General features: G+C 72.1%; 26 protein-coding genes. 13 read left to right on the top strand and 13 right to left on the bottom strand.

What is annotated here, in order from left to right:
- Window positions 1-21: 21 nt before the first annotated feature.
- Both ACIP2X_RS36625 and ACIP2X_RS36620 read left to right on the top strand, forming a co-directional pair.
- Entirely contained in the window at window positions 22-1,026 is a 1,005-nt protein-coding gene (locus ACIP2X_RS36625) for a hypothetical protein (protein WP_401682288.1), read from the top strand.
- A 324-nt stretch (window positions 1,027-1,350) separates the two neighbouring features.
- Window positions 1,351-1,977: an HAD family hydrolase gene (locus ACIP2X_RS36620; protein WP_401682285.1), complete on the top strand. Its 627-nt coding sequence runs from the start codon at window positions 1,351-1,353 to the stop codon at window positions 1,975-1,977.
- Here the strand turns inward: ACIP2X_RS36620 and ACIP2X_RS36615 are convergent.
- Window positions 1,953-2,204: a hypothetical protein gene (locus tag ACIP2X_RS36615; RefSeq protein WP_401682282.1), complete on the bottom strand. Its 252-nt coding sequence runs from the start codon at window positions 2,202-2,204 to the stop codon at window positions 1,953-1,955. The two genes, ACIP2X_RS36620 and ACIP2X_RS36615, sit on opposite strands and share 25 nt — an antisense overlap.
- 164 nt (window positions 2,205-2,368) lie before the next feature.
- Between ACIP2X_RS36615 and ACIP2X_RS36610 the strand changes: the two genes are divergently transcribed.
- Window positions 2,369-2,752 carry a cold-shock protein gene (locus ACIP2X_RS36610; RefSeq protein WP_015659627.1) on the top strand — a complete coding sequence of 128 codons (384 nt, stop codon included), beginning with the start codon at window positions 2,369-2,371 and terminating at the stop codon, window positions 2,750-2,752.
- A 6-nt stretch (window positions 2,753-2,758) separates the two neighbouring features.
- On the opposite strand, the gene ACIP2X_RS36605 is transcribed toward ACIP2X_RS36610, so the two are convergent.
- The 4 genes from ACIP2X_RS36605 to ACIP2X_RS36590 form a co-directional block, all read right to left on the bottom strand.
- Window positions 2,759-3,601 carry a 1,4-dihydroxy-6-naphthoate synthase gene (locus ACIP2X_RS36605; protein WP_401682279.1) on the bottom strand — a complete coding sequence of 281 codons (843 nt, stop codon included), beginning with the start codon at window positions 3,599-3,601 and terminating at the stop codon, window positions 2,759-2,761.
- Window positions 3,598-4,344 (bottom strand): futalosine hydrolase, encoded by a 747-nt coding sequence (locus ACIP2X_RS36600; protein WP_401682276.1) that lies wholly within the window; start codon window positions 4,342-4,344, stop codon window positions 3,598-3,600. The genes ACIP2X_RS36605 and ACIP2X_RS36600 overlap by 4 nt, the downstream gene beginning before the upstream one ends.
- Window positions 4,314-4,784, bottom strand: coding sequence for a DUF2771 domain-containing protein (locus tag ACIP2X_RS36595; RefSeq protein WP_401682273.1), 471 nt, complete (start codon window positions 4,782-4,784; stop codon window positions 4,314-4,316). Before ACIP2X_RS36595 ends, ACIP2X_RS36600 begins: the two co-directional genes overlap by 31 nt.
- Before the next feature lie 62 nt (window positions 4,785-4,846).
- Window positions 4,847-6,271: an MFS transporter gene (locus ACIP2X_RS36590; protein ID WP_401682271.1), complete on the bottom strand. Its 1,425-nt coding sequence runs from the start codon at window positions 6,269-6,271 to the stop codon at window positions 4,847-4,849.
- Between the two features lie 301 nt (window positions 6,272-6,572).
- Here ACIP2X_RS36590 and ACIP2X_RS36585 point away from each other — a divergent pair, with 301 nt between their 5' ends.
- From ACIP2X_RS36585 to ACIP2X_RS36570, 4 genes are all read left to right on the top strand, one after another.
- A complete protein-coding gene (locus tag ACIP2X_RS36585) occupies window positions 6,573-7,499 on the top strand; it encodes a DUF3027 domain-containing protein (protein WP_401682268.1) in 927 nt (308 codons plus the stop codon).
- Between the two features lie 127 nt (window positions 7,500-7,626).
- Window positions 7,627-10,779 (top strand): sacsin N-terminal ATP-binding-like domain-containing protein, encoded by a 3,153-nt coding sequence (locus ACIP2X_RS36580; protein WP_401682265.1) that lies wholly within the window; start codon window positions 7,627-7,629, stop codon window positions 10,777-10,779.
- A gap of 180 nt (window positions 10,780-10,959) precedes the next feature.
- Window positions 10,960-11,832, top strand: coding sequence for a calcium-binding protein (locus tag ACIP2X_RS36575; RefSeq protein WP_401682262.1), 873 nt, complete (start codon window positions 10,960-10,962; stop codon window positions 11,830-11,832).
- Window positions 11,833-11,971: 139 nt separating this feature from the next.
- Window positions 11,972-12,874: a hypothetical protein gene (locus ACIP2X_RS36570; RefSeq protein WP_401682260.1), complete on the top strand. Its 903-nt coding sequence runs from the start codon at window positions 11,972-11,974 to the stop codon at window positions 12,872-12,874.
- Window positions 12,875-12,877: 3 nt separating this feature from the next.
- Here ACIP2X_RS36570 and ACIP2X_RS36565 read toward each other — a convergent pair whose 3' ends face one another.
- The 3 genes from ACIP2X_RS36565 to ACIP2X_RS36555 form a co-directional block, all read right to left on the bottom strand.
- Complete coding sequence (locus ACIP2X_RS36565; protein WP_401682257.1) at window positions 12,878-15,271, bottom strand: HAD-IC family P-type ATPase; 2,394 nt, start codon at window positions 15,269-15,271, stop codon at window positions 12,878-12,880.
- 142 nt (window positions 15,272-15,413) lie between these two features.
- On the bottom strand, window positions 15,414-16,268 hold the full coding sequence (locus tag ACIP2X_RS36560) for a class I SAM-dependent methyltransferase (RefSeq protein WP_401682255.1): 855 nt from the start codon (window positions 16,266-16,268) through the stop codon (window positions 15,414-15,416).
- 222 nt (window positions 16,269-16,490) lie between these two features.
- Window positions 16,491-16,772 (bottom strand): DUF2530 domain-containing protein, encoded by a 282-nt coding sequence (locus ACIP2X_RS36555; protein WP_401682252.1) that lies wholly within the window; start codon window positions 16,770-16,772, stop codon window positions 16,491-16,493.
- 163 nt (window positions 16,773-16,935) lie between these two features.
- Between ACIP2X_RS36555 and ACIP2X_RS36550 the strand changes: the two genes are divergently transcribed.
- Entirely contained in the window at window positions 16,936-18,387 is a 1,452-nt protein-coding gene (locus tag ACIP2X_RS36550; protein ID WP_401682249.1) for an NCS2 family permease, read from the top strand.
- On the opposite strand, the gene ACIP2X_RS36545 is transcribed toward ACIP2X_RS36550, so the two are convergent.
- Complete coding sequence (locus ACIP2X_RS36545; protein ID WP_401682246.1) at window positions 18,380-18,562, bottom strand: ribbon-helix-helix protein, CopG family; 183 nt, start codon at window positions 18,560-18,562, stop codon at window positions 18,380-18,382. The two genes, ACIP2X_RS36550 and ACIP2X_RS36545, sit on opposite strands and share 8 nt — an antisense overlap.
- Window positions 18,563-18,716: 154 nt before the next feature.
- On the opposite strand from ACIP2X_RS36545, the gene ACIP2X_RS36540 reads away from it, so the two are divergent.
- The gene (locus ACIP2X_RS36540; protein WP_401682243.1) at window positions 18,717-19,154 is read left to right on the top strand and encodes a MarR family winged helix-turn-helix transcriptional regulator; all 438 of its coding nucleotides are present in this window, start codon (window positions 18,717-18,719) and stop codon (window positions 19,152-19,154) included.
- 27 nt (window positions 19,155-19,181) lie between these two features.
- Entirely contained in the window at window positions 19,182-20,633 is a 1,452-nt protein-coding gene (locus ACIP2X_RS36535; protein ID WP_401682240.1) for an MFS transporter, read from the top strand.
- A gap of 21 nt (window positions 20,634-20,654) precedes the next feature.
- Here ACIP2X_RS36535 and ACIP2X_RS36530 read toward each other — a convergent pair whose 3' ends face one another.
- Entirely contained in the window at window positions 20,655-21,242 is a 588-nt protein-coding gene (locus ACIP2X_RS36530) for a Uma2 family endonuclease (RefSeq protein WP_401682237.1), read from the bottom strand.
- Between the two features lie 112 nt (window positions 21,243-21,354).
- Here ACIP2X_RS36530 and thpR point away from each other — a divergent pair, with 112 nt between their 5' ends.
- Window positions 21,355-21,927, top strand: a complete 573-nt coding sequence (gene thpR, locus ACIP2X_RS36525) for an RNA 2',3'-cyclic phosphodiesterase (protein WP_401682235.1) — start codon at window positions 21,355-21,357, stop codon at window positions 21,925-21,927.
- Window positions 21,928-22,352: 425 nt separating this feature from the next.
- Here the strand turns inward: thpR and ACIP2X_RS36520 are convergent, their stop codons facing one another.
- Both ACIP2X_RS36520 and ACIP2X_RS36515 read right to left on the bottom strand, forming a co-directional pair.
- Window positions 22,353-23,348 carry an aldo/keto reductase gene (locus ACIP2X_RS36520; RefSeq protein WP_401682233.1) on the bottom strand — a complete coding sequence of 332 codons (996 nt, stop codon included), beginning with the start codon at window positions 23,346-23,348 and terminating at the stop codon, window positions 22,353-22,355.
- A gap of 45 nt (window positions 23,349-23,393) precedes the next feature.
- Window positions 23,394-23,711, bottom strand: coding sequence for a hypothetical protein (locus tag ACIP2X_RS36515; RefSeq protein ID WP_401682230.1), 318 nt, complete (start codon window positions 23,709-23,711; stop codon window positions 23,394-23,396).
- A 57-nt stretch (window positions 23,712-23,768) separates the two neighbouring features.
- On the opposite strand from ACIP2X_RS36515, the gene ACIP2X_RS36510 reads away from it, so the two are divergent.
- Window positions 23,769-24,137, top strand: a complete 369-nt coding sequence (locus ACIP2X_RS36510) for a nucleotidyltransferase domain-containing protein (protein WP_401682227.1) — start codon at window positions 23,769-23,771, stop codon at window positions 24,135-24,137.
- A complete protein-coding gene (locus ACIP2X_RS36505) occupies window positions 24,116-24,523 on the top strand; it encodes a DUF4111 domain-containing protein (protein WP_401682224.1) in 408 nt (135 codons plus the stop codon). The genes ACIP2X_RS36510 and ACIP2X_RS36505 overlap by 22 nt, the downstream gene beginning before the upstream one ends.
- Here ACIP2X_RS36505 and ACIP2X_RS36500 read toward each other — a convergent pair.
- Window positions 24,511-25,185 (bottom strand): GDSL-type esterase/lipase family protein, encoded by a 675-nt coding sequence (locus ACIP2X_RS36500; protein ID WP_401682221.1) that lies wholly within the window; start codon window positions 25,183-25,185, stop codon window positions 24,511-24,513. The genes ACIP2X_RS36505 and ACIP2X_RS36500 overlap by 13 nt on opposite strands.
- Between the last annotated feature and the right edge of the window lie 33 nt (window positions 25,186-25,218).

Raw genomic sequence — 25,218 nt, 5'->3', positions numbered from 1 at the left:
ACCCGCCCCGGAGGGGACAGCGTGGGGATCGAGAGCGACAAGGTCGTCTACGAGTATCTGAGCCGCGTCGGTGACGTGGCGCAGCAGCGGCAGCTTCCCTCCGCGACCCGGATGCGCCTGGTCTCCCAACTGCGCGACGAGATCGGCCGGCGCCGTGCCAGATCCGTCGTCGACAGCCCCGCCGCCGTACGGCGCATCCTGTCCCGCCTCGGCAGCCCGGACGAGGTCGTCGACGCGGCCGGGAACGGCACGGTGGAGATCCGGGCGGCCGAGGTGCCCGAGCCGCGGGAGGCGCCGGAGGCGAAGGCCAGGGGGTTGCGCAGGGTCGTGCCGCGGCCCCGGCCCGCCGAACGGGAGGAGCCGCCTCCGGCGTCCGCGGCGCCCGCCCCACCGCACCGCGCGGGAGAGGACGAACTCGGCGACAGCGCGGCCCAGCCCGACTGGTGGCGCGTGGACAGCAGCCCTTTCGGTATCGGTGACAGCGTGCCCGGGTTCGTGGGGGGCGTGGAGATCCCGGAGTTGCTCAGGCCGCCGGAGCGGGAGACGGCGAAGGAGCCGGAGAAGGGGACGGGGCCTGCGAAGGGGAAGGGCGTTGAGGCGGGGCCGGTGGAGGGCGGCGCGCCGGCGGCCGAGGGGGAGTCCGGCGCCGGTGGTGCCGCGGCGCGGCGGCGGTTCCTGCCGTCGCCCGGGCAGTGGAGCAACCCGCTCCTGCTGCTCGCCGCCGCTCTGCTGGTCGCCGGTGCGGTGCTCGGCAGTCTGCTGCCGCTCGCCGTCGGCTGGCTCATCGCGTATGCCTCGCGGCGGCTGACCAGGTGGGAGATGAAGTGGGCGGTGATGGTCCTGCCCGGTGCGGCTGTCGTCGCCGGGTTCGGGTGGCTGTGGGGCAGGCTCGACGGGCGCTGGGGTGCGCCGGTCGCCGAAGGGCAGATGAACGAAGCGCTGTCGGAGACGTGGCCGTGGGTGGTGCGGGGGGCGGCGGTGGCGTCGGCGCTGTTTCTGGTGTGGCGGTCGCAGCGGAAGGTGTGAGCCGGCTGGTCTGGTGCGGCGCCGTCGTGGCTTGTCGCGCAGTTCCCCGCGCCCCTGGGTGGTGGGGGGTGCGGTGAGTGGTCTGGTGCGGCGCCGTCGTGGCTTGTCGCGCAGTTCCCCGCGCCCCTGGGTGGTGGGGGGTGTGGTGAGTGGTCTGGTGCGGCGCCGTCGTGGCTTGTCGCGCAGTTCCCCGCGCCCCTGGGTGGTGGGGGGTGCGGTGTGTGGTGTGGTGCGGCGGCGTTGTGGCTGGTTGCGCAGTTCCCCGCGCCCCTGTGGCTGTACCCCGGTCATTCGGGTGGGTGGGGGCTCGGGACAATGGGGGGTATGACCTCGCGCCCGTTCACCGTCGGATTCGACCTCGACATGACGCTCATCGACTCCCGCCCCGGCATCCACGCCTGCTACACGGCGCTGGCCGAGCGCACGGGGACGTACATCGACGCCGATCTCGCGATCACCCGGCTGGGGCCGCCGCTGGAGGAGGAGCTGCGGCACTGGTTCCCTGCGGACGAGGTCGCCGCGATCGCCGATGTCTACCGGGGGATGTACCCGGACATCGCCATCGCCGCCACCCCGGCCATGCCCGGCGCGCACGAGGCGATGGCGGCGGTACGTGCCGCCGGGGGCCGCACGGTCGTGGTCACCGCCAAGTTCGAGCCCAACGCCAAGCTGCACCTCGCCCACCTCGGCATCGAGCCCGACGCCGTGGTCGGCGACCTCTGGGCGGAGGCGAAGGCGGCGGCGCTGCGCGAGCACGGCGCGACGGTGTACGTCGGCGACCACACCGGTGACGTCCGTGGCGCCCGCGCCGCCGGAGCGCTGTCGGTGACGGTGGCGACCGGCCCGTGCGACCCCGAGGAACTGCGGCTGGCGGGCGCCGACGCCGTGCTCACCGGCCTCGGCGAGTTCCCGGACTGGCTTTCGGCCTATCTCGACGCCCCGCGCGCCTGACGCCGGCCCGCCGCGATCGCCTGGAGCATCCCCGCTCCGGCGATCAGGAAGCCGACCCCCATGAGCATGCTCAATCCGAACATGTATGTCGGAAAAGGCGTCGTACCGAGGAACAGCGGAGCCACTGTGACCAGAGTGGCCACGGCTCCGAGGAGGAAGACCACGGCACCGGCACGGATCAGTCGGTCACCGGGCCCGGCGGAATTCGGTTGGGTTTTGTCACGCACCGGACCAGGGTAGTTCCCAGCGCGAAGGAACAACCGGGCGACGTCTTGTCACCGGCCTGAAGACCATTAGCCTTGGTACCGGCGGGTCACGGACGACCCGCCCAAGTGCTATCAAGAGCCGTTTCAGAAGCAGTTTTCCGACGAGTACGAGGACGAGGACAGACGTGCCTACCGGCAAGGTCAAGTGGTTCAACAGCGAGAAGGGCTTCGGCTTTCTCTCCCGTGACGACGGCGGTGACGTCTTCGTCCATTCCTCGGTTCTCCCCGCCGGAGTCGAGACCCTCAAGCCGGGCCAGCGCGTGGAGTTCGGGGTCGTCGCCGGGCAGCGCGGCGACCAGGCCCTCTCGGTGACGATCCTGGACCCGACCCCGTCGGTCGCGGCCGCCCAGCGCAAGAAGCCGGACGAACTCGCCTCCATCGTCCAGGATCTGACCACGCTCCTGGAGAACATCACGCCGATGCTCGAAAAGGGCCGTTACCCCGACAAAACCTCCGGCAAGCAGATCGCCGGTCTGCTGCGCGCGGTCGCCGACCAGCTCGACGTATAAACGCTTCTACGGGAAATCCAGCGCATCCGGGCCGAGGGGCGGAACGAGCCCCTCGGCCGCCGCACGTGTGAGCAGACCGCGTACGGCCGCATAGCCGTCCTCACCGAGACCCGCGGTGAATTCGTTGACGTAGAGGCCGATGTGCTGCTCGGCGACGGCCGGGTCCATCTCCTGGGCGTGCGCCATGACGTACGGGCGGGACGCCTCGGGGTTCTCCCAGGCCAGGTGCACGGAGGTGCGGATGGCGTCGGCGAGCCGCGTCAGCCGGTCCGCCCCCAGCGACCGCTTGGCGATGATCGCGCCCAGCGGGATCGGCAGCCCGGTGGTGTCCTCCCAGTGCTCGCCCATGTCGGCGAGCTTGTGCAGGCCGTAGTTCTGGTAGGTGAAGCGCGCCTCGTGGATCACCAGGCCCGCGTCGACCTTCCCGTCCCGCACCGCCGGCATGATCTCGTGGAAGGGCATGACCACGATCTCGCCGACCCCGCCGGAGAGCGTGTCGGCGGCCCACAGCCGGAACAGCAGGTACGCCGTCGACCGCTCGCTCGGGACCGCGACCGTACGGCCGGTGAGGTCGGCGCCCGGCTCCCGGGTCAGCACCAGCGGGCCGCAGCCCCGGCCCAGCGCGCCGCCGCACGGCAGCAGGGTGTAGGTGTCGAGGACGTACGGCAGCACGGCGTAGGACACCTTCAGCACGTCCAACTCGCCGCGCTCGGCCATCCCGTTGGTGATGTCGATGTCCGCGAAGGTCACGTCGAGCCCCGGCACGCCGGGGACCCGGCCGTGGGCGAGGGCGTCGAAGACGAACGTGTCGTTGGGGCAGGGCGAGTACGCGATGTGCAGTCGGCTCATGCCGTTCTCCAACTCTCCAGTACGGGGGCGAGCTTCCCGAAGCCGTCCGTGAGCGCGGCGAGCGCCTCGCCGATCCGCCAGGCGGCGCGGTCGCGCGGGCCGACGGGGTTGGAGATCGCGCGCAGCTCCAGGACGGGCGTGCCGTGCGCGGCGGCGGCCTCGGCGACCCCGAAGCCCTCCATGGCCTCGGCGAGGGCACGCGGGTGGCGTGCCCGCAGGGCGGCGGCGCGGGCGGCGGTGCCGGTCACCGTGGAGACGGTGAGGATCGCGCCGGTCCGGGCACCGGTGGCGGTCGCCGCGTCCCGTACGAGTGCTTCCGGCGGACGGTGGGTGACGGTGCCGAATCCCAGTTCGGTGACCGGGAGGAAACCGTCGGCGGTCTCCGCCCCCAGGTCGGCGGCGGTGATCTCGTCGGCGACGACCAGCGACCCGACGGGTGCCGGCGGGGCGAAGCCGCCCGCGATGCCGGCCGAGACGACCAGGGCGTAGGGGCTGTCGCCCAGGGCGGCGGCGGTGAGTGCGGTCGCCGTGCGGGCCGCGGCCAGGGCGGGGCCCACACCCGCGGCCAGCAGGTCGGGTCCGCCCGCCAGGCGGTGCAGGGCGCCCGCGCCGGGCAGCGGGACCTCGGTGGCGGCGCCCGGGAACGCCCGTGCCACCGCGTCCCGTTCGGCGGGCACCGCGGTGGCTACGAGGATCCTTGCGGTGGACGTGGTCAGGCGTCCTTCTTCAGCTTGAACGACCACAGGCCGGTGACGTCCTGCTCGCCCTCCTTGATGGAGACCAGCGTGGAGTTGCCCTGGGCGCCGTACTGGGCGTTGAAGAACACGCTGCCCGGGATGGTCCGGTAGGTCTTGGTGCTGGCGTCGGTGAGCGGCTGGCCGTTCATCAGGATCGTCCAGCCCTGGTCCGCGATCTTCGGGTCGACCCCGAAGCGGACGGTCTCGTCGGGGTCGACGGAGATGGTCTTGATGCCGGTGTCCTTCAGACACCCGGCCAGCTCCGTGGTCTTCAGGGCGGCACCGTCGTCGTAGCAGCTCGCCTCGGCGCTGACCGAGCTGGAACCGACGGTGATCGTCGACATGGGCGACGGCTTGTCGCACGCCGACAGGACGAGCAGTCCGGCGGAAACGGCGCCGGCGGCGGCGACGGCGCGGCGGCGTCGCACAGCGGATTGCGTGGTCATGGGCGAAGGCTATCGGGCAGGCCCGGCCGCCTCCCCATGCGGGGTACGGGGCGTGCCGTGGGTTAGGCCACTCGCGGTCGGGTGCGCCCGCCGTGACGCGCGGAGCTGAGCAGTCCGCGGACGGTGGTCAGCCAGCCGGCGGCGAGTACGACGGCGGCCACCGACATGCCGAGGGTGCCGTTCAGCGGCAGGGCGATGCCGATCGCGCCGCCCAGCACCCACGCCATCTGGAGCAGGGTCTCCGAGCGGGCGAACGCCGAGGTGCGCACCAGTTCCGGCACGTCCCGCTGGATCAGCGCGTCCAGCGACAGCTTGGCCAGCGCCTGCGCGAACCCGGCCACCGCCGCCAGGCAGGCCACCAGGAAGGCGCTGAAGAACAGCGCCGCCGTGACCGCGACGGCCAGCTCGACCGCGACGACCGTCACGATGATCAGCTCCGGCGCGCGCGCCTTCAGCCACGCCCCGACCGCCGTGCCGAGCGCGTTGCCGACCCCCGCGGCGACCGCCACCATGCCCAGTGACACGGCGGCGCTCTGTCCGGCCAGCGGGTGCTCACGGAGCAGGAACGCCAGGAAGAAGATCAGGAACCCGGCCAGGCAGCGGATCGCCGCGTTGACGCCGAGGGCGTGCGTGACCGCGATGCCGACCGTGCGCAGACCGGGCCGTTTGACGGGCTTGCGGTGCGGGCCGTGCAGATGCTCCTCGTCCGCGGCGAGCAGCGCCGTGTCCTCGCCCTTCGCCGAGTCGACCGTGTGCGGCAGGGTGAAGGAGAGAACCGTTCCGGCAATGAAGATGACGAAGGCGCCGTAGAGCGGCCAGCGCGGACCGAGCGCCTGGAGCCCCGCCCCGATCGGCGCGGCGACGCCGGTGGCCAGCAGGCCGCCGAGCGTGACCCGGGAATTGGCCTTCACCAGGGAGAACCGGGGTGGCAGCAGCCGGGGCACGACGGCGCTTCTGACCACGCCGTACGCCTTCGAGGCGACCAGCACGCCGAGCGCCGCCGGATACAGCTCGATGCCACCGGTGATCACCGCGCCCGACAGCACCAGCGCGAGCAGCGCCCGCGCCAGCATCGCGCCCGCCATCGCCGCGCGCCGGCCGTGCGGGACGCGGTCGAGCAGGGGGCCGATCACGGGGGCGAGGAGGGTGAACGGCGCCATCGTGATCGCCAGATAGAGCGCGACACGGCCGCGCGCCTCGTCGGTGGGGACCGAGAAGAAGACGGTGGAGGCGAGGGCGATCGTGATCATGACGTCGCCCGCGCCGTTCACGGCGTGCAGTTCGATCAGTTTGCCGAGGCCGGACTCGCCGGCGCCGTGGGCGTGCGTGGCCTTGCGGATTCCGCGGGCGGTGCCGGTCACCGGGAAGTGCAGAGCACGGGTGAACGAGCGGAGCCGGCCGCCCCTACGGCCCGTTCCGCCGCTTCGGTGGTGCCCCTCGACTCCCCCGGTCCTGGAGGTGCCTTGGTGCGACCTTGCGGTTGCCACGACGTTCATAGTGCCCTGAGATGGGCGTCAGTAGTGCGGTTCCGGCGCGTATGGACGCGCACTTAGTGGCGATCATGTCCCGTCGGTGTAGGCCCAGCGGCGGTGAAGGGGTAGCGTGCGTAGCGCGCCGTGGCGAACGTTCTCGGCCGCGCGCCTCTCGGCCATCCCGCAGAATGGATGACACAGGTGCGCCCGAGCGCGACAGGGCGCGGACGTCGACGCGGTCCCCAGGTCCGCTCCGTCCGGCCCGTCGCCTTCAGGCAGGCGCACCGAGCGACGGCGTAGGAGAGAAGCGATACCTGTGAGCGCAGCGACAACGCGAAGCCGCACCACCGACCGCCTGTGCGCCGAGGCAGTGGACCTAGCCCGTGCCGCGGCCGAGGAGGCCGCCGCGCCCGGGGTGGTCGGGGAGCACTCGGGTCTGGTCTCCGAGGGCGACCGCGTTGTCACGCACTTCTTCGAGTGCAAGGAACTCGGGTACCGCGGCTGGCGCTGGGCGGTGACCGTGGCGCGGGCGTCGCGCGCGAAGGTGGTGACGCTGGACGAGGTGGTGCTGCTGCCCGGTCCGGACGCGCTGCTCGCGCCCGAGTGGGTGCCGTGGAGCGAGCGGCTGCGGCCCGGCGACATGGGGCCGGGCGACCTGCTGCCCACGGACGCCGAGGATCTGCGCCTGGAGCCGGGCTGGACCGGCGAGGAGGTGCCGCTGCCGAGTTCCGCGGTCTCCGAGGACATGGCCGAGCTGGTCGAGGCGGAGGACGCGGAGGTCGCCGGCGGACCCCCGGCCACCCTGCCGGCGGTGCCGACCCGGGGCTCCATCGCGGCGGTCGCGGAGGAACTGGGCATGCGGCGCGCCCGGGTGCTGTCGCGGTACGGCCTGCATGTGGCGGCCGATCGCTGGGAGGACTCCTTCGGGCCGAAGACCCCGATGGCGCAGGCGGCTCCCGCGGCGTGTGTGACCTGTGGCTTCCTGGCGCCGATCGGCGGGTCGCTGGGGCAGGCCTTCGGGGTCTGCGCGAACGAGTTCTCCCCGGCCGACGGCCGGGTGGTGTCGCTGGCGTACGGGTGCGGTGGGCACTCCGAGGCCGCGGTCATGCCGAAGCCTCCGCAGCCACCGCCGCCGGTGATCGACGAGACGCGGGTGGATCCGTTCCCGCTGCGGCCCGCGCGCGACTCGGGGTCCGTGCCGGACGTCTCCGACGAGGCCACGGCGGAGCTGGGGCACTCGTAGATCCGGGAAACCCGGCTCAGGGGCCGGGCGGGCTCGTTCCCCGGCGCCCGGCGGGCCGGGAGTCGTGCCGGTCATCGGTGTCCGTCGGGCGCGATACCTTCTCCTCACGGCGATGAGGAGAGTCAACGTGAGCAAGTTCGTGCGGCCCGCTGCCGAGGGTGCCGATCCGTTCGGGACCGCCCGGCTGCGGCGCGGTGTGCTGGACGCGTGGGCCACCAGCCCGGCCCGTTTCCGCGAGGACGCCAACGCCGAGGAGGACCTCGTCCTCGGCGGCTACCGGGACCGGCTCGTCGTCGAGCTGGCGCAGAACGCCGCCGACGCGGCCGCCCGCGCCCGCGTCCCGGGCCGGCTGCGTCTCACGCTGCGCGACGACGTCCTCGTCGCCGCCAACACCGGCGCCCCGCTGGACGCGGCCGGCGTCGAGTCGCTGGCCACCCTGCGGGCCTCCGCCAAGCGGGACACCCCCTCGATCGGCCGGTTCGGCGTCGGCTTCGCGGCCGTCCTCGCCGTCACCGACGAGCCCGCCGTCGTGGGCCGGCACGGCGGTGTCCGCTGGTCCCTCGCCGAGGCCCGCGACCTCGCCGCCGAGACGTCCCGCCACAGCCCCGGCCTGGGCGACGAGATCCGGCGCCGGGACGGCCACGTACCGCTGCTGCGGCTGCCGTTCGCCGCCGAGGGCACCGCCCCCGACCGGTACGACACCGTCGTCATCCTGCCCCTGCGCGACACGGCGGCCACCGCTCTGGCCGAGCGCCTCCTGCAAGCCGTCGACGACTCCCTGCTGCTCTCCCTGCCGGGGCTGGAGGAGGTCGTCGTCGAGATCGGCGCCGACGCGCCCCGCACCCTGCGCCGCCGCGCCGAGGACGCGCTGACCGTCGTGGAGGACTCGCGGGACGGCACCCGCCGGTGGCGCACGGCCGCCGCGCACGGCGCGCTCACGCCCGAACTGCTGGCCGACCGGCCGGTCGAGGAGCGGCTGCGCCCGCACTGGTCGGTCACCTGGGCCGTGCCCGTGGACGGCGACGGCACCCCCGTACGCCCGCGCACCAGCCCCGTCGTGCACGCCCCCACCCCCAGCGACGAGCCCCTGGGCGTGCCCGCGCTGCTGATCGCGTCGTTCCCGCTGGACACCACCCGGCGGCACGCGGCCCCCGGGCCGCTGACCGACTTCCTGGTCGCGAAGGCCGCCGACGCCTACGCCGAACTGCTCGCCGACTGGAGGCCGGTGACCGAGGGGATCATCGACCTCGTGCCCGGACCGCTGGGCAAGGGCGAGCTCGACGGGGCGCTGCGGCAGGCCATCCTGGAGCGGCTGCCGCGCACGTCGTTCCTGCCCCCGGCGCCCGCCCCGGCCGGGGACGCCGAGGAGGACCTGCCCGAGACGCTCCGGCCGCGCGACGCCGAGGTCGTCGAGGGCGCCGGCGCCGACACCGTGCGGGTGCTCGCGGAGGTGCTGCCCACCCTGCTGCCCGCCGGTCTGGAACGCCGGGTGGAGCTGCGGACGCTGGGCGTCGCCCGGGTCCGGCTGACCGACGCCGTCGACCGGCTGGCCGGGCTGGAGAAGGAGCCCGGCTGGTGGCGGCGGCTCTACGACAGCCTCGCGGGCGTCGACCCCGACCGGCTCACCGGCCTGCCCGTGCCGCTTGCTGGGGGCACCTCCCAGGCTTTCGGCTCCGGGGGAGGCAGGACCACCATCGGGCCACGCCAGGTGCTGCTGCCCAGCCCCGGCGCCGTGAGCGTCGAACCCGCGACCCTCACCCGGCTCGGCCTCAAGGTCGCCCACCCGGACGCCGCGCACCCGCTCCTGGAGAAGCTCGGCGCGCTGCCCGCGACGCCCCGCGCGGTCCTCACCACCCCGCAGGTGCGCGCCGCGGTCGCGGCCTCCCTGGAGGACGAGGGCGCGCTGTCCTGGGAGGAGGACGCGCCGGACGCCGAGGAACTGGCGGAGACGGTCCTCTCGCTGGTCCGCGACGCCGGTCTGGAACCGGGGGACGAGCCGTGGCTCGGCGCCCTCGCCCTCCCCGACGAGGACGGGGAATTGGCGCCGGCCGGGGAGCTGGTCTTCCCCGGCAGCCCCTTCGCCCAGATCATGCGTGAGGGGGAGCTCGCCTTCGTGGACGCGGAGTTCGCCGAGCGCTTCGGCGAGCAGCCGCTGGCCGCGTGCGGGGTGCTGGTCAACTTCACGCTCGTACGGAGCACCGACGTCGTCCTCGACCCGGACGAACTGGACCCGCGCGAGGGGGAGTACGCCGAGCCGGACGACCCCGGGCTGCTGGACGCGGTGGACGTCTGGTGCGAGGACGTCCTCGACCGCTTCCCCGACTCCCCGGTGCCGCCGGTCGCCACCGAGCTGGTCGCGGTACGGGACCTGGACCTCGTGGACGACGACAGATGGCCGCAGGCCCTGGCGCTGCTCGCTCAGCCGCCGCTGCGGGACGCGCTCACCCAGCCGCTGCGGATCCTGCTGCCGGACGGCACCCATGAGGTCGTACGGCCCTACACGGCCTGGTGGCTGCGCGGGCATCCGGTGCTGGACGGCCGCCGTCCGGCGGGTCTGCTCGCCGCCGGCGGCGACCCGCTGCTGCGGGGCCTGTACGACGAGGCGGACGCGACCGGGTTCGACGACGAGCAGGTGCTGCGGGCGCTGGGCGTGCGCACCTCGGTGGCGGCCCTCCTGGACGAACCGGGCGGCGGCGCCGAGCTGCTGGACCGGCTCGCCGACCCCGAGCGGCCGGTCACCGGTGCCCAACTGCACGCCCTCTACGGGGCGCTGGCCGAGCTGGACCCCGAGCAGGTGACCCTGCCCGACGACCTGCGCGCCGTCGTCGACGGCCGGGTCGAGGTCGTGGACGCGACCGGCGCGGTGGTGGTCGACTCGCCGGACCTGCTGCCCTTCACCGAGGGCGTGCCCCTGTTGCCGGTCCCGCCGGCGCGGGCGGCCGAGCTGGCGGAGCTGTTCCAGGTGCGGCGGCTGAGCGAGTCCGTCACCGGCGAGGTCGACTCCGAGGGCGCCGAGCACGACGTACCAGAGCCGGTGCGTGTCCTCCTGGGCGCGCGGACCCCGTCCTCCTACGTCGAGCACGACGAACTCGTCGTCGACGGCGTCGAGATCGACTGGCGCGTCACCGCCGACGGCGTCCTGCACGCGGCGACCCTGGAGGGGGTCGCGGCGGGCCTCGCCTGGGCGGCGGGCCAGTGGCCGCGCCGCTTCGAGGTGGCCGCCCTCCTGGAGGACCCGTCCCGCACGGAGGAACTGGCCCGGGACCGCTGGTTCGACTGAGGGGCGCCCGGTCGTGAAAGTTCGGGCACATTTTCCTCACCGGTCCTGCAACCATCCGCCCCCGCGGCGGGTCTGATCGCGTGAGTCAACAGACTCCACGATGACTTGGGCCTCGTCGCGCTCACGCGCCGCAGCGAGCGAAGGGCAGCGAGGCCCCTCTCCTCCATGGGGAACACACACATGCGCATACGAGCCACCGTGGCCGCCGTCTCCGGCGCCCTGGCCCTGTCCGCCCTGACCGCGCCGATCGCGCAGGCCGACGCGAACGGCGCCGAACTGGACCGTCCGAGCATCGCCGAGCGCTTCGGCACTCCCTCCGCCAAGTCGTCCGCGCGCGTCGGCGCGCAGGCGGTGCCCACCATCAACGCGGTGACGATCAACTCCAACACGAGCATGGTCGTCGGCACCGGCGCCAAGACGATCAAGGTGTACGTGAAGGCCACCCACCCGAGCGGCATCTCGGACGCCTACATCGACCTGTGGCACGGCAGCGACCCCGAGTACGACATCGACGGCTACCTCCCGCCGAACGAGGAGGTCGCCTCCTGCACGGCCAGCAGCGCCACGACGTCGACCTGCAAACTCACCATCACCGCCACGCCCGGCACGACCGGCGACCTGGTGGGCAAGGTGTACAGCAACATCCTCGCCGGTACCTGGAACGTCTCCGTCGGTGTCCTGGCCAACGACGGCGAGGTCTTCTACACCGACTTCTACAAGACCCACAAGGTCCAGCGCGCCTCCGTGCTCACGGTCAACGCCAATCCGGAGCCGGTGAAGAAGGGCGGTACCCTCACCGTCACGGGCAAGCTGACCCGCGCCGACTGGCCGACCCGCAAGTACGTCGGTTTCAGCGGCCAGAAGGTCGCCCTGCAGTTCCGCAAGTCCGGCCCCACCTCGTACGCGAACGTCAAGGGCATCACCGCCGCCACCGGCGGTGCGCTGAAGACCACCTACAAGGCGTCCTACGACGGCTACTGGCGCTTCAACTACTCGGGCATCGCGAGCACCGCGGCGATCAGCGTCGCGGGTGACTACGTCGACGTGAAGTAGGCGACGGCTCGCCCGGGTGGGACCGGTACTCCACGAAATCCGCCAACTTCCCCCACCCGGGCAACCGTTCCCCGTACTCGCCTATCTGATCAGGAGAGCCAACAGGCTCCGAGATCACTCGCGACCACCTGGGGAACGCATGCGCATACGTGCCACTGTCGCCGCCGTCACCGGCGCCCTGGCCCTCTCCGCCCTCGCCGTACCGGCCACGCACGCCGCCGGCGGCGACGGCTTCGACCACCGCGAGGCGTTCGCGAAGATCAGCCGGGCCGCGCACAAGGGCGACCGTGCCCCGGGTGGGCCGTACGACATGGACGTCACGTTCTCGGACTTCAAGATCGCCAAGGCGGTCAAGCTCGGCTCGGGGACGCACTACTCCACGACGGTCACCTACAAGCTGACCCACGCCGCCGGCATCGACGTGAAGGCCGCGGACTTCCTGACGAACCCGGTCCTCTACCGCGGTGAGATCGACGCCCCGACCAGCGTCACCCTCGTCGGCGTCCGGCCCGCCACCTGCGCGGTCACCACCGCGACCACCGCCACCTGCACGGGCAAGATCGACTTCTACCCGCGCGAGGACCTGCTCAACTCCGACGCCGGCGCCTGGAAGGCGGGCGCCGTCGCCGTCGCGCTCAACGGTCAGGACCCCGAGGGCCTGGAGTTCGACATCACCAAGGTCGGCTACGCCGAGAAGGGCGACCTCGGGACCACGCTGGTGCAGCGGGCCACCACGCTCGCCGTCGACGCCACCCCCGAGCCGGTGAAGAAGGGCAAGACCCTCACCATCACGGGCAAGCTCTCCCTCGCCAACTGGGAGACCGGCAAGTACGTCGGCTACGTGAACCAGTCGGTGGCCCTGCAGTACCGCAAGAAGGACGTCACGACGTACTCCAACGTCAAGGGCATCAAGACCAACAGCAAGGGCGAGCTGAGGACGACGGTCACGGCGTCGGCGGACGGCTACTACCGCTTCACGTTCAAGGGCAAGACGACCGTCCCGGCCGTCAACGCGACCGGCGACTACGTCGACGTCCAGTAGGTCCTAGGCGGGGAAACGGCGGTCGACCCATCTCCAGAGGAACTCCAGGGCGACCGCCGCACCCGCGGCCATTCCCACCGCGATCCACGGCACCGTCATCCCCACCAGCTTCAGGGCGAAGAAGTCCTGCAACCAGGGCACCACCAGCACCACCACGAACAGCGCGCCCATCGTCGCCACCAGCGCGACCCGCCACCAGGTGTAGGGCCGGGCGACGATCGCGAGCACCCACATCGCGATCAGGAACAGCGTCAGCGTCGCCGCGCTCGTCTCCGCCGCCAGCGCTCCCGGCCCGGTGTAGTACCGCTGGGCGATCAGATACGTGGCGAACGTGGCCACCGCGGCCAGCACTCCGCCCGGGACGGCGTACCGCATCACCCGCCGCACGAAGTTCGGCCTCGCCCGTTCCTTGTTGGGCGCCAGGGCGAGGAAGAAGGCCGGGACACCGATTGTCAGGGTGGACAGCAGCGTCAGATGGCGCGGCAGGAACGGGTACTCGACCTGCCAGCACACCACCAGGATCGCCAGCAGCACCGAGTACACCGTCTTGACCAGGAACAGGGTCGCCACGCGCGTGATGTTGCCGATGACGCGGCGGCCCTCCGCCACCACCGACGGCAGCGTGGCGAAGCTGTTGTTCAGCAGCACGATCTGTGCCACCGCCCGGGTCGCCTCCGAGCCCGAGCCCATCGCGACCCCGATGTCGGCGTCCTTCAGGGCGAGCACGTCGTTCACACCGTCGCCGGTCATCGCGACCGTGTGCCCCCGGGACTGGAGCGCCCCCACCATGTCGCGCTTCTGCTGCGGGGTGACCCGCCCGAACACCGTGCCCTCGTCCAGGGCCCCGGCCATCTCCGCGCGGCCGGCGGGCAGGGCGCGCGCGTCCACCGTGGCACCGGTCAGCCCCAGCTTGCCGGCGACCGCCCCGACCGACACCGCGTTGTCGCCGGAGATGACCTTGGCGGCGACGTCCTGGTCGGCGAAGTAGCGCAGGGTGTCGGCGGCGTCGGGGCGCAGCCGCTGTTCCAGCACGACGAGGGCGGCGGGCTTGGCGTCCCGGGTGATCGCGGGGGAGTCCAGCTCGCCCGAGACGCGGGCCAGCAGCAGCACCCGCAGCCCCTGCTCGTTCAGCCGGTCGGTCTCGGCGAGGGCGGGGTCGTCCTCGGTGAGCAGGACGTCGGGCGCGCCGAGGAGCCACGTACTGGACTCGCCGTTGCCCTCGCTGAAGGCGGCGCCGCTGTACTTGCGGGCGGAGGAGAAGGGCAGCGCCTCGACGCAGCGCCAGTCCTCGCTGTCCGGGTAGGCGCCGATGATCGCCCGGAGGGAGGAGTTGGGGCGCGGGTCGGACTCGCCGAGGGCGCCGAGCACCTGCCGTACGTACGCCTCGTCGTTGCCGTCCAGCGTGCGCAGCTCGGTGACGTCCATGCCGCCCTCGGTGAGGGTGCCGGTCTTGTCGAGGCAGACGGTGTCGACGCGGGCCAGCCCCTCGATCGCGGGCAGTTCCTGGACCAGGCACTGCTTGCGGCCGAGCCGGATCACGCCGATCGCGAAGGCGACGGAGGTGAGCAGCACCAAGCCCTCGGGGACCATGGGGACGATGCCGCCGACGGTGCGGGCGACGGAGTCCTTGAAGTCGCTCTCCTTCACCACCAGCTGGCTGATGATCAGGCCGATGGCGGTCGGCACCATCATCCAGGTCACGTACTTGAGGATCGTCGAGATCCCCGAGCGCAGCTCGGACTGGACGAGGGTGAAGCGGGACGCCTCCTCGGCGAGCTGGGCGGCGTACGCCTCCCGCCCCACCTTGGTCGCCTGGAACGCCCCGACCCCGGCGACCACGAAGCTGCCGGACATGACCTCGTCCCCCGGCTGCTTGACGACCGGGTCGGCCTCGCCGGTGAGCAGTGACTCGTCGATCTCCAGCCCGTCGGCCTCGACGCATCTCCCGTCGACCACGACCTTGTCGCCCGGCCCGATCTCGATCAGGTCGTCCAGCACGATCTGCGCGGTGCCGACCTCGGTGGCCACCCCGTCGCGCCGCACGGTCGGCCGCACCTCGCCGATCAGGGCCAGGGAGTCCAGGGTCTTCTTCGCGCGCCACTCCTGGAGGATGCCGATGCCGGTGTTCGCGAGGATGACGAATCCGAACAGGCTGTCCTGGATGGGCGCGACGACCAGCATGATCGCCCAGAGCACACCGATGATCGCGTTGAAGCGGGTGAAGACGTTGGCGCGGATGATGTCGGCCATCGACCGGCTGCTGCGCACCGGCACGTCGTTGACCTGCCCCCGGGTGACCCGCTCGGCGACCTCGGCGGTGGTCAGCCCGGCCGTGCGGGAGGGCACGCGCAAGGGGTGCACGGGGTCGAGACCGGCGCCCGCGTCGATGTGCGTCATGCATTCGACGGTACGTGCGGAACTACGGCTTCACCTGCCGAGTGCGGGGAAGATCCGACCTGGGGAGGACCGCGGCGGCGCCGTGGTCGTACGGCGGTCGTACGGCGGTCGCGCGACGGCCCTAGGGGGTCGTACGGCAGCCTTACGGGGAGGTGTCCGTGCGGTGTGCGGTGAGGAGCAGGTACTCCCATTCCATGACGGTCGGTCCGCTGCCCGCCGCCCTGTCGTGCCGCCGGGCGAGCTCCGCCAGGTCGCGGTCGAGGGCGGCGAGGCGTTCCGGGTCCTCCGCGTGTGCCCGGTAGACGGCGAGCACGGGGCCGTAGCGCTCCTTGAAGTAGTCCCGGAAGCCCTCGGGTGTCTCGAAGCGGTCGACGAGGACGGTCCGGCGCTCGGCGCTCACGTCCGTCACCCGGTCCCCCAGCAGCGCCCGCACATGGTCGGGGTCGCCCCACAGCGGGGCCGGCCGCGCGCCGGGCGGAGGGGGCGGCGCGTACGGCTTGAGCGCGGTCAGCAGTTGTCCGAGGAAGCCCTCGGGTGTCCAGCTCAGCAGCCCGATGGTGCCGCCCGGCCGGCAGACGCGGACCAGTTCGTCGGCGGCGGCCTGGTGGTGCGGGGCGAACATGACGCCGACGCAGGAGAGCACGGTGTCGAAGTCGGCGTCCGCGAAGGGCAGGGCCTCGGCGTCGGCCTCCCGCCACCTCAGGTCCACACCGCTCCTGTCGGCCATGAGGCGTCCGGCTTCCAGGAGTTCGGGCGTCAGATCGCAGGCCACCACGTCCGCGCCGGCCAGGGCCGCCGGGATCGCGGCGTTGCCGGTGCCGGCGGCGACGTCCAGCACCCGGTCGCCGGCCTTCACCCCGCACGCCTCGACGAGCAGCGCCCCCAGCCCCGGGATGATCTCGGCGGCGACGGAGGGGTAGTCGCCCGAGGCCCAGATCGCCCGGTGCTTGGCCTTCAGGGTCCGGTCCGCCTCGGCGGTGTCCCGCTGCTGTGCCATGGCGCTGCTCCTCACCGGGTCGGCCACGGCCGGGCGTCGCCGCCGTGACGCTCGGCGGCTGCCGGTTCGGACCCGCCGTCGCTGCCCGTCGTCCCGGCCCCCGCCGTTCCGCCTGCCGTTGTCCGCCTGCCGTTGTCCGCCTGCCGTTTCGGCCTGCCGTTTCAGCCTGGCACGAGGTGGACGTGGCGACGACCGGGGGAGCGCCCGGCCGCTCGCGCGGGCTCAGTCCGCCGGGGCCGCGGGCGAGGTCGTGGCCTGTGCGGACCGCGCCCGCTTGATGGCGGCGTCGCGCCGGCGCACGTACCAGATGCCGATGAAGCCCAGGCCGCCGCCGGCCAGGCAGGTCCACAGCCACCAGGTGTGGCCGTGCTCGTCGAACCAGCCGTAGAAGGGCAGCTGGACGAGGAAGAGGGCGAACCAGACGATCGTGCCGCCGATGATGGTGCCGACCACGGGGCCCTCCAGGGGCTCCGGCGCCTCGTGCTTGGGGGTCCACTTCGCCATGCACACAGCTTACGAGGCCCTCGGGCGGGTCCGGTCGGCGCGGGGGCGGTGCGGCCGGCCGACGACGGCACACGGGTCTACGCGCGGAGATGGAACTTCGACCCTCATATGTTCATACTGAAACCGTTTACCTTTGACCGGTTCTGCTCGTAGGAAAGTACCAATGCCCACCTCGGCCTCCCCCAAGGCTCCCGCGCCCGAGCAGCCGGGCAGCGCGCCCGCGTACGGCGCCCTCGACCGCTACTTCAAGATCTCGGAACGCGGCAGCTCGCTCGCCCGTGAGGTCCGAGGCGGTTTCGCCACCTTCTTCGCGATGGCCTACATCATCGTGCTGAACCCGATCATCCTCGGCAGCGCGAAGGACATGTACGGCAACCAGCTCGACAACGGTCAGCTGGTCACCGCCACGGCGGTGACCGCCGCCTTCACCACCCTGCTGATGGGTGTCATCGGCAACGTGCCGATCGCGCTCGCCGCCGGTCTCGGGGTGAACTCGGTCGTCGCCCTCCAGCTCGCCCCCCGGATGTCCTGGCCGGACGCCATGGGCATGGTGGTGCTGGCCGGTTTCGTGGTGATGCTGCTGGTCGCCACCGGCCTGCGCGAGCGCGTGATGAACGCCGTGCCCTACGGCCTGCGCAAGGCCATCGCCATCGGTATCGGCCTGTTCATCATGCTGATCGGTCTCGTGGACGCCGGCTTCGTCGCCCGTATCCCGGACGCCGCCCAGACCACCGTCCCGCTCCAGCTCGGCGCCACCGGTCACCTCAACGGCTGGCCGGTGCTGATCTTCGTGCTCGGCGTGCTGCTGACGCTGGCGCTGATCGTGCGCAAGGTCTCCGGCGCGATCCTGATCTCGATCGTGGCGATGACCGTGCTCGCCGTGATCATCAACGCGATCGCCGACGTCCCGTCCTGGGGCCTGACCACGCCCACGTGGCCCGGCAACCCCGTCGCCACCCCCGACTTCGGTCTGCTCGGCCAGGTCAGCCTGTTCGGCGGCTTCGCCAAGGTCGGAGTGCTGACCGGCATCCTGTTCGTCTTCACGGTCCTGCTGTCGTGCTTCTTCGACGCGATGGGCACGATCATGGGCGTCAGTGACGAGGCCAAGCTGACCGACGCCGAGGGTCAGATGCCGGGCATCAACAAGGTGCTCTTCGTCGACGGCATCGCCGTCGCCGCCGGCGGCGCCAGCTCCTCCTCGGCCACCACCTGCTTCGTGGAGTCCACGGCGGGCGTCGGCGAAGGGGCCCGTACCGGTTTCGCGAACGTCGTCACGGGTGCGCTGTTCGCCGTCGCGCTCTTCCTGACGCCGGTCGCCACGATGGTGCCGTCCCAGGCGGCCACGCCCGCGCTGCTCGCGGTCGGCTTCCTGATCATGGCCGGATCCATCCGGGAGATCGACTGGGCGGACTACACGATCGCCATCCCGGCCTTCGTGACGATGCTGATGATGCCGTTCACCTACTCGATCACCAACGGCATCGGGATGGGCTTCATCACCTTCGTGGTGCTGCGGCTCGCGGCGGGCCGGGGCCGGGAGGTCCCGGCGGCGATGTACGTGGTGTCGGCGGTCTTCGCCTTCTACTACCTGATGCCGGCGCTGGGTCTCACGTGACCCCGTAGAACCGCTCCGTCTCCTCGACGGCGGCCTGGAACCGCTCGTCGAAGTCCTCGCGGATGAGCGTCCGGACGACATAGTCCTGGACGCTCATTCCGCGTTGCGCCGCCCGGTGCCGCAGGCGTTCGAGCAGGTCACCGTCTATTCGCAGGCTGAGCACACTGGTCCCCATGGGGATGAGGGTCGGGGGCGCCGCCGGGCGGCGTGTCACGTTCCGCGGCCGGATCACTCGTATGGGTGAAGCTGGGGTTTCGTGAGGCGTCTCACGGGCATCCAGGTGTGTCCCGGGTGTTCCTTAGCGAGGGTAATGAGTTAAGCTAAAGAACATGCCGGACCTTACCCATGGCGACGACGCTGCCGCCGTGAACTCCCTGCGATCCGCCGTGATGCGACTGTCCCGTCGGCTCAAGCACCAGCGGGTCGACGAGTCGCTGAGCCCGACCGAGATGTCGGTCCTGGGCACCCTGGCGCGCTGCGGCACCGCCACCCCGGGCGAGCTCGCCCGGAAGGAGCACGTGCAGCCGCCGTCCATGACACGCATCGTGGCTCTGCTGGAGGCCAAGGGGCTGGTCCGGCTGGAGCCGCACCCCGAGGACCGGCGCCAGAAGGTCGTCACGCAGACGGAGCGCGCCGAGGTGATGCTCGAGGAGAGCCGCCGCAAGCGGAACGCGTTCCTGGCCTCGCTGGTCGAGGACCTCGACGAGGACGAGTGGGCCAAACTGCGCGCCGCCGCCCCCGTGCTGGAGAAGCTCGCGCATCTGTGACCGCACCGCCGGAGGAGGCGAACCCTTTTGAGTACGGGATCCGGAGCAGATTCCGCCCCCGCACCGACCACCCACGACCCCCAGCCCGTTCCTGACGACCCCCAGCCCGTTCCTCAGCCGGCCCCTGGGTCCGTTCCTCAGCCGGCTCCTCGGTCCGTCCCCGATCCGCCGGACCTCGCGGCCGAGGGCACCCGTAAGTCCTCGATGTTCAGCTCGCTGAAGATCCGGAACTACCGTCTCTTCTTCCTCGGCCAGGTGGTCTCCAACACCGGCACCTGGATGCAGCGCATCGCGCAGGACTGGCTGGTCCTCAGCCTCACCGGCTCCGCGACGGCCGTCGGCTTCACGACGGCGCTCCAGTTCCTGCCGATGCTGTTCTTCGGCCTCTACGGCGGCGTCCTGGTCGACCGCCTTCCCAAGCGCCCGACCCTGATGGCCACCCAGACGGCGATGGCGCTCACGGGCCTGGCCCTCGCCGCGCTGACACTGACCGGCCATGTGGAGGTCTGGCACGTGTACGTCGCCGCCTTCGCGGTCGGCCTCGCCACGGTCCTCGACAACCCGGCCCGCCAGTCCTTCGTGAGCGAGATGGTCGGCCCCGACCAGCTCCAGAACGCCGTCAGCCTGAACTCCGCGAACTTCCAGTCCGCCCGCATGGTCGGCCCCGCCGTGGCCGGCGTGCTGATCACCGGCGTGGGCACGGGCTGGGCGTTCCTCTTCAACGGCCTGTCCTACGTCGCCCCGCTGGTCGGCCTGCTGCTGATGCGCGGGCGGGAACTGCACCCCGTGCGGCGCGCGCCGCGCGGCAAGGGGCAGCTGCGGGAGGGCCTGCGCTACGTCGCGGGGCGCCCGGAGCTGATCTGGCCGATCGTCCTGGTCGGCTTCATAGGGACGTTCGCCTTCAACTTCCCCGTCTATCTCTCGGCCTTCGCCGACGACGTCTTCCACGCCGGCGCGGGCACCTACAGCCTCTTCAACACGCTGATGGCGGTCGGCTCGGTGACCGGCGCACTGCTCGCCGCGCGCCGGGGCACGGCCCGGATGCGGCTGCTGGCCGCGGCGGCGCTGGTCTTCGGCACCGTGGAAATGGTGGCCGCCGCGACCCCGTCGCTGTGGCTGTTCGCCCTGCTGATGATCCCGCTCGGCATCTTCGGGATGACCGTCAATGTCACCGCCAACACCGGCATCCAGATGGCCACCGACCCGGCGATGCGGGGCCGTGTCATGGCCCTCTACATGATGGTCTTTTTGGGCGGCTCCCCGGTCGGCGCGCCGATCGTCGGCTGGATCACGGACACCTACGGCGCCCGCGCCGGCCTCGCGACCGGAGGCGCGGTCGCGGCCCTGGCCGCCACGGCCATCGGCCTGATCCTGGCCCGCGTCGGCGGTCTGCGACTGTCGGTGCGCTGGCATCAGGGCCACCCGAGGGTCCGGTTCGTCCCCCGGGAGGTGAAGGAGGAACTGGCGGCGGTGGCGTGACCCGGGGTACGGGGGGTGCGGTCAGTCGCGGGGGAACTCGTCGGTCTTGAGGACGAGGTCGACCACCGTGCCGGTCAGGTCGATCTCGTCACCGAAGTCGAAGCCGAGCTCGCCCCGGTACTCCCCGTCCTTGGGCTGGGTGTAGAGGTGCCAGCGGCCGGTGTACGGATCGACGACGAGGTACACCGGGACCTCGGCGGCCGCGTACGCGTCCTTCTTGGGGCCGTAGTCGTTGGCGGCGGTCTTCTTGGAGATCACCTCGGCGACGAACTCGACGTCCTCGTGGCGCCAGAGTCCGCCGGGTTGCTTCTCGGCGTCCTCGGCCATCACCGTCACGTCGGAGGCGAAGCCGTTGAGGTGGCCCGGGTAGTCGATCCGGACGTCGGACTTCACGCGCTTGCGCGGGTACTTGGTGCGCAGCTGGTCGTAGATTGCGGCGATGATCTCCCAGTGCGTGTCACGCTGCGGCGCCATGAAGATGTTCCCCTCGACGATCTCGACCTTGTATCCCTCGGGGACGGGCATCCTCTCGAGCCACTCGAACATCATGTCGAGCGTGAGTTCGCCGCTGCTTCGGGCCATCTCGATCCTGTCTTCAAGGACGGTCATCGTGGCGCTCCTCCCCGGCTGCCGCTCACCCGAGCGCAGCCGCGCGGTACAACGATACGCACGGTGACCGGGTCGCGTCCGGACGTGGGAGGCGTACCCGCACACTGGCCTCATGAGACTCTTCGCCGCCCTGCTGCCGCCCGAGGACGTCGCCGAGGAACTGGCCTCGGAGGTGAGAGCTCTGAAGGGGCTGCCCGGTGCGGACGGGCTGCGCTGGACCGAGCGGGCCGGGTGGCACTTCACGCTCGCGTTCTACGGAGAGGTCCACGATGACCTGGTGCCGGAGCTGGCGGAGCGGCTGGGGCGGGCGGCCCGGCGGACGGCGGCGTTTCCGCTGGCGGTGCGGGGTGGTGGGCAGTTCGGGCAGGGGCGTGCGCTGTGGGCCGGGGCGGAGGGGGACCTCGCGACGCTGCGGCTGCTGGCGGAGCGGGCGGAGGCGGCTGCGCGCAAGGCGGGGGTGGAGATGGGGGAGCACCGGCGGTACAAGGCCCATCTGACGCTGGCCCGGAGCCGGGACGCGCGGGACGTACGGCCGTATGTCGACGCGCTGGCCGGGTTCACCGGCCGTACCTGGACCGTGGACGAGCTCGCGCTGGTGCGGAGCAATCTGCCGACGTCCGGGGTGCCGGGGGAGCAGCCGCGCTACGAGGCGGTCGCCCGCCGGCGGCTCGGCGGGGCCGGTTAGTCTCGGTACGTGGACCCGAAAACCCGGAACCGGATCATGGCCGGTGCGCTTGTACTCATGTTCGTGGTGGTTGCCCTGGCCTCGGCGGTCAGGTAGCCGCCGGCTGAGGGCGCCCAGGGGGCGGGGGCTGCGGGCTGTTCGGCGGGCTTGAGGCTGTCGGTGGCTGGTCGCGCAGTTCCCCGCGCCCCTTGGGGGTTGGTGGGCCGTTGGGTGTGAGGTAGCGCCCGGGGGGCGGGGGCTGCGGGTCGTTGGGCGGGCTTGAGGCTGTCGGTGGCTGGTCGCGCAGTTCCCCGCGCCCCTTGGGGGTTGGTGGGCCGTTGGGTGTGAGGTAGCGCCCGGGGGGGCGGGGGCTGCGGGCTGTTGGGCGGGCTTGAGGCTGTCGGTGGCTGGTCGCGCAGTTCCCCGCGCCCCTTGGGCGGTGGTTGTTACCAGGCGAAGGACTCCGGGGACGGGCCCGGGCCCGGGAAGATGTCGTCCAGGGCGGCGAGGAGTTCGTCGGACAGGTCCAGCTCGACGGCGCGCAGCGCGGATTCCAGCTGCTCGGCGGTGCGCGGGCCGACGATCGGGCCGGTCACGCCGGGACGGGTGAGCAGCCAGGCCAGGGCGGCCTCGCCGGGCTCCAGGCCGTGCTTGTCGAGGAGGTCCTCGTAGGCCTGGATCTGTGCGCGTCCCGCCGGGTCGGCCAGGGTGTCGGCGGCCCGCCCGGTGGCGCGCCGGCGGCCCTCGACCTCCTTCTTCAGCACACCGCCGAGCAGCCCGCCGTGCAGCGGCGACCACGGGATGACGCCGAGGCCGTAGTCCTGCGCGGCCGGGATGACCTCCATCTCGGCACGGCGCTCGGCGAGGTTGTAGAGGCACTGCTCGCTGACGAGGCCGATGGTGCCGCCGCGGCGGGCGGCGGTCTCGTTGGCCTGGGCGATCTTGTAGCCGGGGAAGTTGCTGGACCCGGCGTACAGGATCTTGCCCTGCTGCACCAGGACGTCGATCGCCTGCCAGATCTCGTCGAACGGCGTGTCCCGGTCGATGTGGTGGAACTGGTAGAGGTCGATGTGGTCGGTCTGGAGCCGCTTGAGGCTGGCGTCCACCGCGCGGCGGATGTTCAGCGCGGAGAGCTTGTCGTGGTTGGGCCAGGCGGGGGAGCCGTCGCCCGCCATGTTGCCGTACACCTTGGTGGCGAGGACGACCTTGTCCCGCCGGTCGCCCCCCTTGGCGAACCAGTTGCCGATGATGCGTTCGGTACGGCCCTTGTTCTCGCCCCAGCCGTAGACGTTGGCGGTGTCGAAGAAGTTGATTCCCGCGTCCAGCGCCGCGTCCATGATCGCGTGACTGTCGGCCTCGTCCGTCTGCGGGCCGAAGTTCATCGTGCCGAGGACGAGGCGGCTGACCTTGAGTCCGGTGCGTCCGAGCTGCGTGTACTTCATGGTGTCCAAGCCAACGGCTTGAAGTGCGCTCCAGGCAAGCACCGTTCAGCGCGAGACGAGCACCGCGAGGCCGAGTACGACGGTCGGTGTGAGCACCAGCGTGGCGAGATGGGTGAGCAGGGTGCGCCACAGGGCGAGCGCGGCGAACAGCAGCATGCCGCCCGCCAGCCAGTAGACGAAGAGCCGGAGGGCGAGCCCTTCGGCCGCGTTCTCCTGCGCGCCGGTGGTCACCTCGGCCCCCAGGACGCCGCCGATCGTCATCAGGAGGAGCCCGCAGCACACCAGCGGGTTCACCACCCCGACGGTGACCGCGAGCGGTCCGTCCGCCCGGCGGACGCCTCTCCACAGTCGTATCGCGCTCATGAGCAGGGAAGCGTACCCGGGACGACCGGCCGAGGCCGTGGACGGAGGGACACCGACATGCCGGCTGCCCAGATCGACACCCTGGTACTCCTGCTGCGCCGCACCCTCGGCGACCGCGTCCTCGGCGTCTACCTGCACGGTTCGGCCGTCCTCGCGGGCCTTCGTCCACACAGCGACCTCGATGTGCTCGCCGTCGTGGACGGGCCGACGAGCCATATCCAACGCAAGGAACTTGTCCGGGAGTTGCTCGAGGTCTCCGGCGGGGCGGCGGGCCGCCCGGTGGAGTTGACCGTCGTACGCCACGACGCGGTCAGTCCGTGGCGGCACCCGCCGAACTGCGAGTTCCTGTACGGCGAACGGCTGCGGGCCGAGTACGAGCGGGGCGTGGTGCCCGGCCCGCCCCGATGCCCGACCTGGCGCCGCTGATCACCATGGTGCGGCAGGGCGACACGCCCCTTCACGGGCCCCCGCCCGCCGCCCTGCCGGCCCCCGTCCCGCATGCGGACCTGCGGCGGGCGATCGTCGAGGGCGACCCGGAGCTGCTGGCCGACCTGGGCCCGGACACCCGTAACGTCCTGCTGACCCTCGCCCGGATCTGGGTCACGCTCGCGACCGGGGCCATCCGCTCGAAGGACGCGGCCGCCGACTGGGCCCCGGAACGCCTCGCGCCCGCGCACCGCCCCTCCCTGGCGTGGGCGCGGGCCGGCTATCTGGGCCAAGAGACGGGGGCGGCCCCGTCGGGCGCCGCCGCGCGGGCGTGCGCCGACGCGCTCGTGCGCGGGCTGCGCGCCGTCGCCGATCAGCCCTCGTAGGCGGCGCCCAGCCCCCAGCCCTGGTGCAGCGCCTCCGCGAACGCCTGGGCGATCTTGTGCTCGCCGCTCGCGTTCGGGTGGGTGCCGTCGTAGGTGTCGGTGTGGATGTCGTACGACGCGGGCGGTGTGGCCAGCAGCAGCGGCGAGCGGGGCTCGTCCAGGTCGGCGACCGCCTTCGCGAGGAGTTCGTTGAAGGCGGTCACCTGCTCGGCGAAGGGGGCGTCCGACGTGCAGCGCACGTTCGGGATCACCGGGAGCGCGACGATGCGGACGCGCGGGGCGGCCTCGCGCGCGGCGGCGACGAAGGCGCGCACGTTGTCGGCCGTCTGCTCGGCGTTCGTGTAGAAGCCGAGGTCGATCAGGCCCAGCGAGACCAGCAGCACGTCCGCGCGGCACTCGCGCACCGCCGGGCCGATCAGCGGGGCCATGTGCAGCCAGCCCTCGCCCCAGCCGGCCAGGTGGGCGCGGGGGAAGTCGGGCTCCGCGTAGGCGTGGGAGCCGGGCGCATCGGCCGTCTTGTCGTACAGCGTCTCGCGCGGGCCGACGAGCGTGAAGGGGCCGTCGTACGTCTCGCACAGGTGCCGCCACATCCGGTAGCGCCAGGTGTGTTCGCCCGCGCTGCCGATGGTCATGGAGTCGCCTACGGGCATGAACCTGAGCATCCGCTCATGATGGTCGATCGGCGTCGCGGGTGG

Origin of the sequence: Streptomyces sp. NPDC089424 (assembly GCF_044749345.1) — a bacterium.
Taxonomy (GTDB): domain Bacteria; phylum Actinomycetota; class Actinomycetes; order Streptomycetales; family Streptomycetaceae; genus Streptomyces.
This window is presented reverse-complemented; position numbering and strand designations above follow the sequence as displayed.